Origin of the sequence: Labrys sp. KB_33_2 (assembly GCF_052114505.1) — a bacterium.
GTDB lineage: Bacteria > Pseudomonadota > Alphaproteobacteria > Rhizobiales > Labraceae > Labrys.
The window spans coordinates 293,610-307,341 of the sequence record NZ_JBFREW010000003.1; the positions used below are offsets into that span (position 1 = coordinate 293,610).

At 63.2% G+C, this 13,732-nt stretch carries 13 protein-coding genes; 9 read left to right on the top strand and 4 right to left on the bottom strand.

What is annotated here, in order from left to right; translation table 11 throughout:
- The first annotated feature begins 13 nt into the window (after positions 1 to 13).
- Genes AB4037_RS06910 through AB4037_RS06920 form a run of 3 tightly spaced genes read left to right on the top strand, consistent with a single transcriptional unit; the run spans position 14 to position 2,227 of the window.
- Positions 14 to 853, top strand: a complete 840-nt coding sequence (locus AB4037_RS06910; protein ID WP_434958563.1) for an ABC transporter permease — start codon at positions 14 to 16, stop codon at positions 851 to 853.
- On the top strand, positions 850 to 1,692 hold the full coding sequence (locus AB4037_RS06915) for an ABC transporter permease (protein ID WP_441770992.1): 843 nt from the start codon (positions 850 to 852) through the stop codon (positions 1,690 to 1,692). Before AB4037_RS06910 ends, AB4037_RS06915 begins: the two co-directional genes overlap by 4 nt.
- 1 nt (position 1,693) lies before the next feature.
- Entirely contained in the window at positions 1,694 to 2,227 is a 534-nt protein-coding gene (locus AB4037_RS06920; RefSeq protein ID WP_441770993.1) for a 2'-5' RNA ligase family protein, read from the top strand.
- A gap of 30 nt (positions 2,228 to 2,257) precedes the next feature.
- Here AB4037_RS06920 and mutM read toward each other — a convergent pair whose 3' ends face one another.
- Positions 2,258 to 3,124, bottom strand: a complete 867-nt coding sequence (gene mutM, locus AB4037_RS06925) for a bifunctional DNA-formamidopyrimidine glycosylase/DNA-(apurinic or apyrimidinic site) lyase (RefSeq protein WP_441770994.1) — start codon at positions 3,122 to 3,124, stop codon at positions 2,258 to 2,260.
- A 121-nt stretch (positions 3,125 to 3,245) separates the two neighbouring features.
- Between mutM and ubiE the strand changes: the two genes are divergently transcribed.
- Positions 3,246 to 4,001: a bifunctional demethylmenaquinone methyltransferase/2-methoxy-6-polyprenyl-1,4-benzoquinol methylase UbiE gene (gene ubiE, locus AB4037_RS06930; protein WP_441770995.1), complete on the top strand. Its 756-nt coding sequence runs from the start codon at positions 3,246 to 3,248 to the stop codon at positions 3,999 to 4,001.
- Between the two features lie 118 nt (positions 4,002 to 4,119).
- Entirely contained in the window at positions 4,120 to 5,931 is a 1,812-nt protein-coding gene (locus tag AB4037_RS06935) for a cation:proton antiporter domain-containing protein (RefSeq protein ID WP_434958557.1), read from the top strand.
- 106 nt (positions 5,932 to 6,037) lie between these two features.
- Here AB4037_RS06935 and AB4037_RS06940 read toward each other — a convergent pair whose 3' ends face one another.
- Together AB4037_RS06940 and AB4037_RS06945 are read right to left on the bottom strand one after the other, a co-directional pair.
- Positions 6,038 to 6,892 carry an SDR family NAD(P)-dependent oxidoreductase gene (locus AB4037_RS06940; RefSeq protein WP_441770996.1) on the bottom strand — a complete coding sequence of 285 codons (855 nt, stop codon included), beginning with the start codon at positions 6,890 to 6,892 and terminating at the stop codon, positions 6,038 to 6,040.
- A 194-nt stretch (positions 6,893 to 7,086) separates the two neighbouring features.
- Positions 7,087 to 7,698 (bottom strand): TetR/AcrR family transcriptional regulator, encoded by a 612-nt coding sequence (locus AB4037_RS06945; protein WP_434958555.1) that lies wholly within the window; start codon positions 7,696 to 7,698, stop codon positions 7,087 to 7,089.
- A 316-nt stretch (positions 7,699 to 8,014) separates the two neighbouring features.
- Here AB4037_RS06945 and AB4037_RS06950 point away from each other — a divergent pair, with 316 nt between their 5' ends.
- From AB4037_RS06950 to AB4037_RS06965, 4 genes are all read left to right on the top strand, one after another.
- Positions 8,015 to 8,206, top strand: a complete 192-nt coding sequence (locus tag AB4037_RS06950; protein ID WP_441770997.1) for a hypothetical protein — start codon at positions 8,015 to 8,017, stop codon at positions 8,204 to 8,206.
- Positions 8,207 to 8,220: 14 nt separating this feature from the next.
- Positions 8,221 to 11,406 carry an efflux RND transporter permease subunit gene (locus tag AB4037_RS06955; protein ID WP_434958553.1) on the top strand — a complete coding sequence of 1,062 codons (3,186 nt, stop codon included), beginning with the start codon at positions 8,221 to 8,223 and terminating at the stop codon, positions 11,404 to 11,406.
- Positions 11,407 to 11,416: 10 nt separating this feature from the next.
- Positions 11,417 to 12,589, top strand: coding sequence for an efflux RND transporter periplasmic adaptor subunit (locus AB4037_RS06960; RefSeq protein WP_441770998.1), 1,173 nt, complete (start codon positions 11,417 to 11,419; stop codon positions 12,587 to 12,589).
- Between the two features lie 242 nt (positions 12,590 to 12,831).
- A complete protein-coding gene (locus tag AB4037_RS06965) occupies positions 12,832 to 13,275 on the top strand; it encodes a hypothetical protein (RefSeq protein WP_441770999.1) in 444 nt (147 codons plus the stop codon).
- A gap of 96 nt (positions 13,276 to 13,371) precedes the next feature.
- Here the strand turns inward: AB4037_RS06965 and AB4037_RS06970 are convergent, their stop codons facing one another.
- Positions 13,372 to 13,677, bottom strand: coding sequence for a hypothetical protein (locus AB4037_RS06970; RefSeq protein WP_441771000.1), 306 nt, complete (start codon positions 13,675 to 13,677; stop codon positions 13,372 to 13,374).
- Positions 13,678 to 13,732 lie beyond the last annotated feature (55 nt).

Sequence of the window (13,732 nt, forward strand, 5' to 3'; positions counted from 1 at the left end):
GAGGTTTCACCACATGGCTTCTTCACGCACCGCTCCTTCCCTCGCTGGCCTGTTGCTGGTAGCGCCGGCGCTCGCGGTGGTGATCCTGCTGTTCGTGGTGCCGCTGGCCGGCTCGGTCACAGGCTCCTTCGCTACGCCGGAGGGGCCGGGGCTCGGCAATTTCAGCAAGGCCTTCGAGCTCTACTGGACCGACATGGTTTTCTCGGTGGTGATCATCCTGATCTCCACCGCGCTGATCGTGCTGATCGCCATCGCCATTGCGGGCTATCTCACGCTCGGGTCCAATCCCCTCGCGGTTGCCGTGCTGCGCTGGCTCTATCGCTGGCCGCTCTTCGTGCCCTTCATCGTGGTCGGCCAGATCCTGCGCACCTTCCTCGCCAAGAACGGGTTGATGAACAGCCTTCTGGTGAATGCCGATCTGCTGTCGCCGCTGCAGGCCGTCAGCTTCCTCGACTGGCGGGGCATCGTGATCGCCTTCGTCTGGAAGCAGATGCCCTTCGTCACCCTGCTCACCGCCGGCGCCATGGCTTCGCTCGACCGGTCCACCATCGAGGCCGCCCGCAATCTCGGGGCCTCGCGCCTGCGCATCCTCCTGGAGATCGTGGTGCCGCAGGTTGCTTCCACGCTGCTTGTCGGTGCCGTGCTGAGCCTGGTGACGATGATGTCGGTGCTCTCGGTACCGCTGATGATCAATGCGCAATCGCCCACCATGATCACCGCCGACATGGCCTTCCGCATCAATTCCTATGGCGACTACGGCGTCGCCAACGCGCTCGGCCTGCTCTCGCTCGCCTTCACCGGCGCGGTGGCCTGGATCTATCTCAAGCAGACCATGAAGGAGAATGCGCGATGAGCGATGCCGGTCACGCGCTTCCTGCCCGTATTTGGCGGATCGACTGGTTGTGGATCCCGCGCGGCATCGGGCTCGGCCTCCTTGCCTTTGCCATCTTTGGCCCGCTGGTCAACCTGCTGCTGTGGACGGTGGCGGAGCGCTGGTATTTCCCGCACAGCCTGCCGCTGCAATATGGCTTTTCCTTCTGGCCGCGCGTGTTCGCCCCGCGTGGCGATGCCCTGGCTTCGCTCGGCACCAGTGTCTCCATAGCCTTGCTCACCGTGGCGCTGTCCCTCGCCCTCGCGATTCCCGCCGGCTATGCGCTCGCTCGGCTGAGACTGCCCTTCCGCGCTGGCATCCTGCTGCTGCTGCTTCTGCCTCAGGCCTTTCCCAATTTGCCCGTCTACGTCAACATTGCGCGCCTGTTCTATGAAATCGGCCTGAACGGCACAGTCCTCGGAGTGGTGCTCGTCCACACCACGCATGGCCTCGTTTATGCGGTGTGGATCGCCACGGCCTCCTTCTCGGCGGTGCCGGTGGATCTGGAGGAGGCGGCGCGCTCGATCGGCGCCGGCGGGCCGCGTGCCTTCCGCGACATCGTGCTGCCGCTCGCCGCGCCCGGGCTGATGGCGAGCGCCATCTTCGTCTTCCTGGAATCGCTGGACGAGTTCACCGGCACCTATTTTGTTGGCGCGCCCGACATCAAGACCATGCCGCTGCTGCTCTACACTGCCAGCGCCGGCGGCAACTATCAGATCGCTTCGATCACGGCTTTGGTGCTGCTGGTTCCCTCCATCGCCTTCATGTTCGTGGTCGAGCGTTTCCTCAGCGCCGACGTGCTGGCCAAGGTGGGCCGCTGACATGGCCGAGGATGCGGCGAAGGGCATGCATTCCGTCTGGCTGATGCCTGCGGGCGAGGACGAGCTTATGCTGGCCGCCATCGTCGCCGAATTGGCCGAGCGCTTCGGCACGCCGCGCTTCCAGCCGCACCTCACCTTGGTCGAGGACCGGGTCTGCGAGGAAGAGACGCTGGCGCGCCAGCTTGTCGCCGTCACCGCCGGCATCGCGCCCTTCACTGCCACTATCCAGGCGATAGGCACCAGCGACCTCTTCTTCCGGGCCTTTTATGCCCGTTTCGAGAAGGCAGGGCCCGTGCTCGAACTGAAGCGCCGTGCCATCGCCTTGATCGCCGCTTCCGCGATCGAGAGCTTCATGCCGCATGTCTCGCTGGCCTATGGCGTGGAAGACGGGCCGCTCAGGCAGGCAACGGCGCGGCAAATCGAGGCGCGCCTGGCCGGACGCGTCATCCGTTTCGACCATATCGCCGTGGTCCGGTCGGCACAGAGCATTCCGATCGAGGACTGGGCTGTGCGGGCGACCATTCCGCTCGATTGATTGGGGCGCTAGCCCAAAGATGTCATCGGCTCATGTCTGGCAGTGCCGGCACCAATAGGTCGAGCGCCCCGATTGCACCAGGCGTTCGATGATGCCGCGGCAGTCCGGCGTCGGACAGGCTTCGCCCTCGCGGTCATAAACGCGGAAACGGTGCTGGAAATAGCCGAGCGAGCCGTCGGTGTGCCTGTAATCCTTCAAGGTCGAGCCGCCGGCTTCCACCGCCTCGGCCAGTACCTCGCGGATCACACCGGAGAGACGTTCCGCCTGCCCGTCGGCAAGCGTGCCCGCGGCCCGCTCGGGCGCGAGGCCGGCGCGATGCAGGGCTTCGCAGACATAGATGTTGCCGAGCCCGGCGATCAGGCCCTGGTCGAGCAAAGCGGCCTTGAGCGGCGCCATCTTGCCGGCAAACAGGCGCGCTATCGTCTCCCCGCTGAGCTCGTTGCCAAGCGGCTCGATGCCCATGGCCTTGAAATGGCGCGAACTCTCCAGCCCGGTGCGCGGCACCAGATCCATGAAGCCGAAGCGACGCACGTCGTTATAGGTGATGGTGAAACGGTTGGAGAGGCGGAAAACGACATGATCGTGCTTGGCATCCTCCTTGACCTCCATGGCGAATTCGCCCGGCGCCTCCACGCCGCCATCCGGCGCCGTGATCAGGAAACGGCCGGTCATGCCCAGATGCATCACCAGAACCTCGCCGGAAGAAAGATCCGCCAGGAGATATTTGGCACGCCGCCCCATCGAGAGAATGGTCTGGCCGGCGAGGCGGCGGGCGAAATCGGCGGGCAGCGGAAAGCGCAGATCCGGCCGTCTCGTCTCGACCTCGAGGAAGCGGGCGCCGGTCATGGCCGGTTCCAGGCCGCGACGGACGGTTTCGACTTCAGGCAGTTCAGGCATGATTCCTCCGGCGCAGGCTGCCGGGGAGAGATAGGACGAAGCCGAGCCTTGCGCTAGATGCGGTTCACCTCGCCCTTGTGATGGTCTATAGCACCCGCAGACCTTGCCCGGAGTTCACCCGATGACCGCCAGCACCGACACCCATTTCGGCTTTTCCACCGTACGGCTGGAGGAGAAGCAGGGGATGGTCGATGATGTCTTCCACAAGGTGGCAGGGCGTTACGACCTGATGAACGACCTGATGTCGGGCGGGCTGCACCGGCTGTGGAAGAACGACCTGGTCAACATGCTGAATCCGCCGCGCCAGCGGCCCTTCCGCCATCTCGACGTGGCCGGAGGCACCGGCGACGTCGCCTTCCGTATCGTGAAGGCCGGCGGTCCCGACACGCATGTCACCGTGCTCGACATCAACGGTTCGATGCTGGAAGTCGGCCGCCAGCGCGGCGAGGAGCGCGGCCTTGCCGGCCAGCTCGATTTCGTCGAGGCCAATGCCGAGGAACTGCCTTTGGAGACGGGCAGCTTCGACGGCTACACCATTGCCTTCGGCATCCGCAACGTGCCGCGCATCGACAAGGCCCTCGCCGAAGCCTATCGCGTGCTCAAGCGGGGCGGGCGCTTCCTGTGCCTGGAATTCTCCACCGTCGACATGCCCGGCCTCGACAAGATCTACGATCTCTATTCCTTCAACCTGATCCCGCCGATCGGCCGCATGGTCACCGGCGATGCCGAGCCCTATCGCTACTTGGTCGAGTCGATCCGCAACTTCCCCAAGCCATCAGCCTTCTCGGCCATGATCCGCGAAGCGGGCTTTGCCCAGGTCAGCCATCGCTCGCACACGGGCAACATCGTCGCCATCCATTCGGGCTGGAAGCTGTAGCCGGAACCACCTGCAATCCCGGAGGCGCTATCCCCTGCCTGAAATTAATGCTCGCCTGCTGCGGTTTTCGATTGGCGAAGCAGGGTCCTTCGTTGTTCGATAGGCATAATCGAACAACATGGGGGTGGTTTTGGCTGGAGCGGTCGATCTCTCGGCTTTGAAGGACGCTTTGGTCGTGCTCGGCACGGCCGGCGTGGTGGTGCCGCTCGTGCGCCGCCTGCACGTCAGCCCGGTCATCGGCTTCCTGGCGGCCGGCGCGGTGATGGGGCCGACAGGTGTCGGCTCCTTGTCGTCCTATGTGCCCTATATCGACTGGATTGCCATCAGCGAGCGCGAAACCATCGCCCGCATCGCCGAATTCGGCGTGGTATTCCTGCTCTTCGTCATCGGGCTCGAGCTCTCGCTCGCCCGCCTGATGACCATGCGCCGGCTGGTCTTCGGCCTGGGCGGCCTGCAGGTGGTGGTGTCAACCATCATCGTCGCCCTGCTTGCCCAATTGGTGCTGCCGCCCGAGGTGGCGCTGGTGGTTGCCGCAGGTCTGGCTCTGTCGTCCACGGCCATCGTGGTGGAGGTGTTGGCCGGGCAGAAACGCATGGCCTCGGCCACGGGACGTGTCAATTTTGCGGTGCTGCTCCTGCAGGATCTCGCCGTGGTGCCCGTGCTGTTCCTGGTCGGCACCATGGGCGGGCATTCCGACCGCTCCGTGCTGGTCGGCCTCGGCTATGCCCTCGGCCTGGCCGTGCTCACCATTGCCGCCATCGTGATCGCCGGTCATTTCCTGCTGCGCCCGCTGTTCCGCCTGGTCGCCAATCCGGAGAATCCCGAACTCTTCATCGCCGCTACCTTGTTCGTGGCGATCGGGGCCGGCGTGGCGGCGGCGAGCGAGGGGCTGTCCATGGCCCTTGGCGCCTTCATCGCCGGGCTGCTGCTGGCCGAGACCGAATATCGCCGTGCCATCGAGGCGACGATCGAGCCCTTCAAGAGCCTGCTGCTCGGCGTGTTCTTCTTCACTGTCGGCATGAGCGTCGATCTCACCGTGGTCGTGCGTTATCCCTTGCAGATCATCGGTGCGGTGCTGGCTCTGGTGCTGGTCAAGGGCCTTCTGATCTTCTGCCTTTGCCGTCTCTACCGGCTGTCCAAGGCCGTCTCGATCGAAACCGCCTTCCTGTTGGCTTCGGCCGGCGAGTTTGCCTTCGTGGTGTTCACGCTCGCCACCCAGCTTTCCATCCTCACGCCGGAACAGTCGGCGCTGGTGGTAGCCATCGCCTCTCTTTCGATGGCCTCGATCCCGGTGCTGGGGGTGCTCGGCCGTCGCATCGCCAAGCGCTATGAACTGGCGGTGCCGGTGGAAGCGGCCGCCCTGGAAAGCCCGCCGGAGGACAAGCAGCGCCGTGCCATCGTGGTCGGCTATGGCCGCGTCGGACGCCTGGTGGCCGAAATGCTCAGCGAGCACAAGATCGCCTATCTTGCCGTGGATGCGAACGCCAAGGCGGTGGCGCGCTGGCGCGAGGACAAGAAGCCTGTTTATTGGGGCGATGCCACCAACGCCGCGTTCCTGGAACGCTGCGGCCTCGCCGAGGCCTCTGCCCTGGTCGTTACCATCGACCAGCCCCGCCAGATCGAGGCCGTGGTCACCACTGCGCGGGCGCTGCGGCCGGATCTCGTCATCGTGGCCCGCTCGCGCGATGCCGATCATGCCAGCAAGCTCTACGCCCTCGGCGTCACCGACGCCGTCCCCGAGACCATCGAGGCGAGCCTGCAACTGTCCGAAGCAGCCCTTGCCGGCCTCGGCGTGCCGGCCGGCCCGGTGATCGCTTCCATCCATGAGCGGCGCGACGTCTTCCGCCGGGAGCTGCAGACGGCAGCCGGCCGGGAAACCCACGCCGTCAAGCCCAAGCGCAATCGTCGTACGGTGATCACACCGTCATAGGGCCTTGTTCGTGAGGCCCCCGTAGAATGGGGGCGGGTCTTCAGACCCACCAAGTCTTGCCGGCCGCGGTTACGGGCTGGTCTGAAGACCAGCCCCCCAAACGTCGTCACCCCTTCAGGAATTCGGCGAATTGCTCGGCATAATCAGGGTGCCAGCGCGACAAAGGTGGACGGTTCTCGATGATGTCGCCGGCAGCCCAGGCGATGCGGCGCTCGTCGAGCGAGCGTGGCACCTCGTTGTCGGGGCAGAGAATGTAGAAATCGCCGGCTGCCAAGCGTTCGAGCATGAAATCAACGGTCTGTTCGGGCGTCCAGGCTCCGGCCGGCTTGTCGGCACGGCCCTTGGCGGCGAGCGGCGTGAAGACGAAGCCCGGGATCAGCAGGTGGGCGGATATCCGGCAGCTCTCGGTGTTGCGCAGCTCGTGCTGCAGGGCCTCGGTGAAAGCCTTCACCGCCGCTTTCGAGACATTGTAGGCAGGATCGCCGGGTGGGGTGGTGATACCCTGCTTGGAGCCGGTGTTGATGATCAGGCCGGGACGTCCCCGCGCGATCATGCCCGGTGCGAAGACCTGCGTGCCCTGGATCACACCCTTGAGATTGACGGAGAAAATGCGTTCCCAGGTCTGGTCCTCCCGGGCATCGAACAGTTTCGAGCCCGGCTGGATGCCGGCATTGTTCATCAGCACATCCGCACCGCCGAAGTGCTCATGCACTGCTTGCTGCAGGCCGAGCAGGGCCTCGACGTCGCTGACATCGGTGGCCGAGGCGAGAACGGCCTTCAGTCCGTCCGGCGCGGCCGCAGCGACCTTTTCGGCGGCTGCAGCCAGCCTGTCCTCGCCGAGATCGGCGATGGCGACCTTGAGGCCGAGGGAGGCAAATTTGACGGCGGCGGCGAGTCCGATGCCGCTGGCACCGCCGGTGACGACGGCGACCGAGCCGGGAATGAGCGCTGGATGGGACATGGTGATGCTTCCTGGCAGGAACTAAGGCTGTTCGGCGCTGCCGAAGGGAGTTCCTGGGAGCGCGGACATCACAGCGACATGCTTGCATGTCGCGATATGTCCGCTCTTTTAAACGCTGCGCTTGGGAAGAGGAAGCCATTGCGTCGTGCAAGCACGTCGCTGTGATAATCGGGCTCTCAGAATGTCCGCAGGAGTCAGGCGCTTTTGCCGAAGGAAGCGATCACGCCCTCGGCCATGCGCACGAAGCGGGCGCTCGGCCCTTCCACCCCGGAACTTTGGCGGCTGACGCGGGCACCCTCGAGCAGGAGATGCAGCGTATCGGCGACCAGGTCCGGCTGGTCGAGGCCCGCCTGCCGGCAGAGCAGGGCCAGGCGGTCGCGATGCCTTTTCTTGAATTCCTCGACCAGGCGCCGGGCGGGGTGGTCCTCGCCCGAGAGTTCCACGGCCGCATTGGCGAATTCGCAGCCCCGATTGTCGCTCTCGATATAGTCGGCGCATTTGCCGACCCAGGCCAGCAACTGGGCGCGGGCGTCACCGGGATACTCGGTCTCGAGCTGAGCCCAGCGGGTCTGGTTGTCGATCTCGGCCGCCCGCAGGCATTCCACGATGAGATCGTCCTTCGAGCCGAAGTGACGATAGAGCGTCATCTTGTTGGTGCCGGCAACCTTGGCAATCGTGTCGACGCCGATGGTATTGATGCCATGTCGGTGGAAGAGGTCGCGCGCAGTGACGACGATGCGGTCTCGCGGACGTTGTCCGGGGCAGCAGACTGACTCTTCGCTTTGTTCCAAAATTTTCTGGCTCATGGCTTGACCAAACTGTTACCGACCTGTAACAGTAATCGCTGTTACTGATCGGTAACAGTTTGGTAAGGCGTCGTCAAGGCCGTTTCGTCATCGCACTGCGATCCAGCCCTGTTAGAGAGACGATTCACCAGAGCGTCTTGTGATTTGATCGAATCTCTTCAAATCGCCAAGGCGCGTCGAACCAGGAATCTGGAGCAAAGCACGGTCACGCCTGAACGCGCTTTGCTCTAGGAAACAACACATCGTCAATCGGATTCGGCGGAGCATGAACCCATGTTTCCGCGCTGGAGGAGTCATGGCTCAGCAAGGCTGCAATATGACAATCGATCAGTTGCTGAACGATCCGCTGACGCTCGCCCTCATGCGGGCCGACGGGGTCGATCCGGTTTCGCTCAGGACGATGCTCACCGGCCAGGCTCGCCGTCTCGCCGAAACGCGGGACATGCCGTCGATCCTCCTGACATTTTCTGACACCGTCATGCCACATGCTGGCATCCAGGGCGGCTGACGCAGAGCTTCACAATGGTCAATTATTTCATCCAACGTCCGATCTTCGCCTCGGCCATCGCCATCATCATGGTGATGGCGGGGGCGATTGCGTATTTTCTGTTGCCGGTCGCCCAGTTTCCCAACATCACGCCGCCTCAGATCCAGGTCAGCGCCTCCTATCCTGGTGCCAGCTCGCAAGTCGTCGCCGATACGGTGACCACGCCGCTCGAGCAGCAGATCAACGGCGTGCCGGGCATGATCTACATGTCCTCGGCCAGCTCCAATGACGGTTCGTCCAACATCACCGTCACCTTCGATGTCGGCTATCCCCTGAACATCGCGGCGATGGACGTGCAGAACCGGGTGGCCCAGGCCGCTTCCTCCCTGCCGGCGATCGTCAACCAGTCCGGCGTCTCGGTCACCAAGGCCAATCCGAATTTCGTGCTGATCGTCGACCTGACTTCGCCGGACAATTCGGTCGATTCGGTCGCTCTCAGCAACTACGCTTATCTGCAGATCGTTGATCCCCTGAAGCGCCTGCCGGGCGTCGGCGACGTCAAGATCTTCGGCGAGCGCCGCTATTCCATGCGCATCTGGCTCGATCCGGACAAGCTCGCCAATCTCGGTATCACGGCCGTCGACGTGCAAAATGCCGTCGCCGAGCAGAACGTGCAGGTTGCTGCCGGCAAGATCGGTCAGAACCCGGCACCCGCAGGCACGGCCTTCGAAATGCAGGTGAACGCCACCGGCCGCCTCAGCGATCCGGAGGAGTTCGGCAACATCGTCGTCCGGGCCAACCCGGCCGGTGGCTCGGTGGTGCGCCTGCGCGATGTCGCCCGCATCGAGCTCGGCTCTCTGCAATACTCATCCTCAGCCTATCACGGCGAAAAGCCGATGGTGGTGCTCGGCGTCTTCCAGGCGCCAGGCTCCAACTCGCTCAAGCTGAAGGAATCCGTCGAAGCCAAGATGAAGGAGCTTTCGGCGCGATTCCCCAAGGGCATCGAATATTCGATGAAATACGACACGACGCGCTTCGTGTCGGCCGCGATGGAGGACGTCGTCAAGACGCTGGTCGAGGCGCTCATCCTCGTGGTCCTCGTCGTCTACATCTTCCTGCAGAACTGGCGCACCGTGCTCATTCCGGTCATCGCCATCCCGGTGTCGCTGATCGCGACCATGGTGGTGATGCTGGCCATGGGCTTCTCGCTCAACATGCTCTCGTTGCTGGGCATGGTGCTCGCCATCGGCCTCGTCGTCGACGACGCCATCGTCGTGGTGGAGAACGTCGAGAGACAGCTCGAAGCGGGTCATCCGCCGATGCAGGCGGCCAAGATCGCCATGAAGGAGGTGACAGGCCCGATCGTCGCCACCACGGCGGTGCTGATGGCGGTGTTCGTCCCGGTTGCCTTCATTCCCGGCGTCGCCGGCCAGCTCTACAACCAGTTCGCCCTGACCGTGGCGATCTCGGTCGGCATCTCCGCCTTCAACTCACTGACCCTAAGCCCTGCCCTTTCGGCAGCTTTCCTCAGCCACAAGCCGGCCTCGCGCTTCTTCCTGTTCCGCTGGTTCAATGCCGGCTTCGACAGGCTGTCGCACGGCTATGCCGCCTCGGTGCGTGGCTTCATCCGGCTGCGCTGGCTGATGATGGCAGCGTTCGTGGTGGTGCTCGGCGCGACTTACTGGATCTCGACGCGGGTGCCCTCCACCTTCCTGCCTTCGGAAGACCAGGGTTATTTCTTCGTGGTGCTCCAGCTTCCGGACGGCGCCTCGCTGGAACGCACCGATGCCGCCGCCAAGCAGGTGCGGCAGATCCTGATGGCCGAGCCTGGGGTCGAGGATATCATGTCGATCTCTGGCCTGAACTTCCTCACCAATGCCCAGCAATCGAGCGCCGCGGTCGAGTTCGCGATCCTCAAGCCCTGGGATGAACGTGGGGGAGGACTCAGCGCCACCGATATCGTCAACAAGGTGCGCCCGAAACTCTTCGGTATCGCCGATGGTTTCGTCCTGGCCTTCGAGCCACCCTCCATCCAGGGCCTGGGAACCACTGGTGGCTTCGAGTTCCAGATCGAGGACCTGAACGGACGCGGCCCCGTCGCCGTGAACGATGCAGCCCAGGCTCTGCTTGCCGAGGCGCGCAAGCAGCCCGAACTCAACCCGCAGACCCTGTTCACCACCTTCTCGACCTCGACGCCGCAGTTCAATTACGACCTCGATCGTAACAAGGCCAAGCTGCTCGGTTTGAACCTGCCTGATATCTTCAACACGCTGCAGATCTATCTCGGCTCGCTCTATGTCAACGACTTCAACCAGTTCGGGCGCACCTTCCGCGTCACGCTGCAGGCCGACAAGGATTCGCGTGCCGACCCGGGTGACATCAGCCGCCTCTACGTCCGCAATGCCACCGGCAACATGGTGCCCCTGTCGACGCTGGGATCGTTGAAGCCGATCGTCGGGCCGGAGACGGTGACCCATTACAACAATTACGGTGCCGCTCTGATCAACGGTGCTCCTGCGCCGGGCTACTCCTCGGGACAGGCGATCGAGGCGATGCAGAGGGTTGCCGCCACGACCCTGCCGAACGGCTTCAACTATGAATGGACCGGCATCACCTTCCAGGAGCTCAAGGCCGGCTCGATCGCAGCGGCTGTGTTCGCCCTTGCCATCGTGTTCGTCTTCCTGATCCTGGCGGCCCAGTATGAGAGCTGGTCCATGCCCTTCATGGTCCTGCTGGCGGTGCCGCTCGGCCTGTTCGGTGCGCTGCTCGCCATCTGGTTGCGCAACATGCAGCTCGACGTCTACTCGCAGATCGGCTTCGTCATGCTGATCGGCCTGGCGGCCAAGAACGCCATCCTGATCATCGAGTTCGCCAAGCATCTGCGTGAGCAGGGCCATGGCATCGTCGAGGCAGCGATGGAAGCCGGCCGCCTGCGCCTGCGCCCGATTCTGATGACGGCCTTCGCCTTCATCCTGGGCGTGGTGCCGCTGGTGAAGGCGACCGGGGCCGGCGCGGCCAGCCGGCAATCGCTTGGCACGGCCGTGTTCGGCGGCATGCTGGTCGCCACCGTGCTGACGCTGGTCTTCGTGCCGGTGTTCTACGCCATCATCGAGCGTTGGCGCGAGCGTCGCGCCTCCGCCAGAAAAGACTCACACCATACCGACAGCGCGCCTGATGCGTCCGAGGAGGCTTTGCCGCCCCGGATCCAGGCTGCCGAATAAGGGGATACCGATGCGTATCTGGAAAATCGCCACCGCCATCGTCGTGGTCGCCGCCGCTGGCGGCGGCTACTACCTCAAGGACAAGCCGCATCTCATCGCCGCCGGCCAGGAACTCTTGGCTGGGATGCTGAGCAAGCCGGCTTCCGCCAATCCGGCACCGGCCATGCAGGCCATGCCGGTGCCGGTCGCCTCCGTGGTCAAGAAGTCCATTCCGATCTTCCTCAACTATCCCGCCCGCACGGAGTCGATCCGCAGCATCACCCTGCAGGCCAAGGTCTCGGGTTACATGCTCGAGCAGCCTGTCACCGACGGCGCCGATGTGAAGAAGGGCGATGTCCTTTATCGCATCGACGCGCGCGACTATCAGGCTGCGTTGGCGCAGGTAAAAGCTCAGGCCGAGCGCGATACCGCCGCACTCGACTATGCCAAGAACAGCATGACCCGCGGCAACGACCTCAGCAAGACGGGCTTCCTGTCGAAGGATCTGTTCGACCAGCGCACCAGCGCGGTCAAGCAGGGCGAGGCCACCCTGCTCGCCGACAAGGCGGCGATCCAGGCGGCGGAACTCAACCTGTCCTATACAGAGATCAAGGCGCCCTTCGACGGGCGGATCGGTCGCAACCAGGCCGCCGCCGGCACGCTGGTCAGCCCCGGCGGCACCGTGCTCAACACGCTGGTGCAGGTCAGCCCGATCTATGTCACCTTCACGCCGACAGAAGCCGAGCTGACGCAGATCCTCAAGGCCAAGGCGGCCGGCAAGGTCCCGGCCGATATCACCGTGCCCGGGCAAAACGAAGCCGCCCATCAGGGCGAACTCACCTTCCTCGACAATGTCGTCGATCGGGCCACCGGCACCATCACCGCCCGCGCCACCACGGCCAATGCCGAGCGCAACTTGCTGCCGGGCCAGTATGTCAATCTGCGCCTCAGCATCGGCGAGCGGCCGGACACGCTGCTGGTGCCGCAGGCCGGTCTCGGCTCGAGCCAGCTCGGCAAATATGTCTATGTCGTCGGCGAGGGCAACAAGGTCGAGATGCGCCTGATCGAACTCGGCCCCGCCGAGGGACCGCTGATTGCGGTGACCAAGGGGATCAAGGAAACCGACCAGATCATCACCGGCAACATTCAGAAGATCTTCCCCGGCATGCCGATCCAACCCCTGCCCCAGAAGGCGGGAGCATAACTTCTTCCAGCGGACGACGGGGCCTCGCCTCGGCCCGTCGCAGCGCAGCCTGGCCGGCCCGGATATCGTTCCCGGCCGGCCTTTTTATTCCGGATGCGAGAAAACGAGCAGATTGGAAGTGGCCCCGCTTCGTCGTTTGCGATGTATGTCGGTTCCATTCGACGGGGCTATATCCCAAGATTGCTTTATTCCCTGGTTCATCCTTTACTGATCGTGTCGGTGTAATTGGGGAATTTGTTGCCGTGAAAATTACTCCTATTTTTTCTTCTTTGGCGATTATGTCAGTCGCAACGGGTTGTGTGCCGCACAACGCGCCGCTCGAACATGATTTAAGAGCCAGCTCTGCTTTTACCCATCATGTCAAATCGGGGCAGAAGGTTGAATTCTATACCGCGTACCAACTTAAGACGCCTTGTGATACCAATTCAGCCGTGCCATCGGTAAAGATTATTGTTCCGCCTCAGCATGGATCGGCCATCGTTACCCGTAAAATGGGCCATACAAACTATCCGAAATGGAATAATAACTATCGATGTAATAGTAATGCCGTTCCGATGGCGGCGGTGAACTATCAATCGAGTCCCGGATTTGTCGGGAAGGATGCACTTCAATTGCGTACGGACTTTATCAATCCGGCTGATAACCCGTCGGAGAATATTGCCGTCACGATCGAGGTCGCACGATAGCGACAACAAGAACCAGTAGCATCAGGATCGACATCATAGGCGCACCTGTTTCGTTCGCTCTGACCGGCCTGGGTCTGGTGCTCAGCTGGCTCCGGTTTATTCTGGGCGCAGGGATTTCTCTGTGCAACGATGCCACTGATAGGAAGCGGCGTCGGGATCGTCCTTGCGGCCGAAGCACCAGCCCGCCTTGGCGAGTTGTCGTGTGAGGGCGTCGCGCTGATCACAGGCTTGCTGCGTGGCGGGATCGTCGCCACTGCCGCCGCGGCATTGACTGTTCAGGGCTTTCCACTGGTCTATCGAAGCGCTCGACTGCGCCGCAAATACCAATTGTGGCGCAAGGACGAGCCCCGAAAGCAGGAAAGCGAGTGAGGCAATTCTCATCCGTGCGACCTCCGATGCCATCAGCTATCCAGGGGTAGATGAGGTTCGAAAATCAAGCTGTTTCACCGGAAACTTC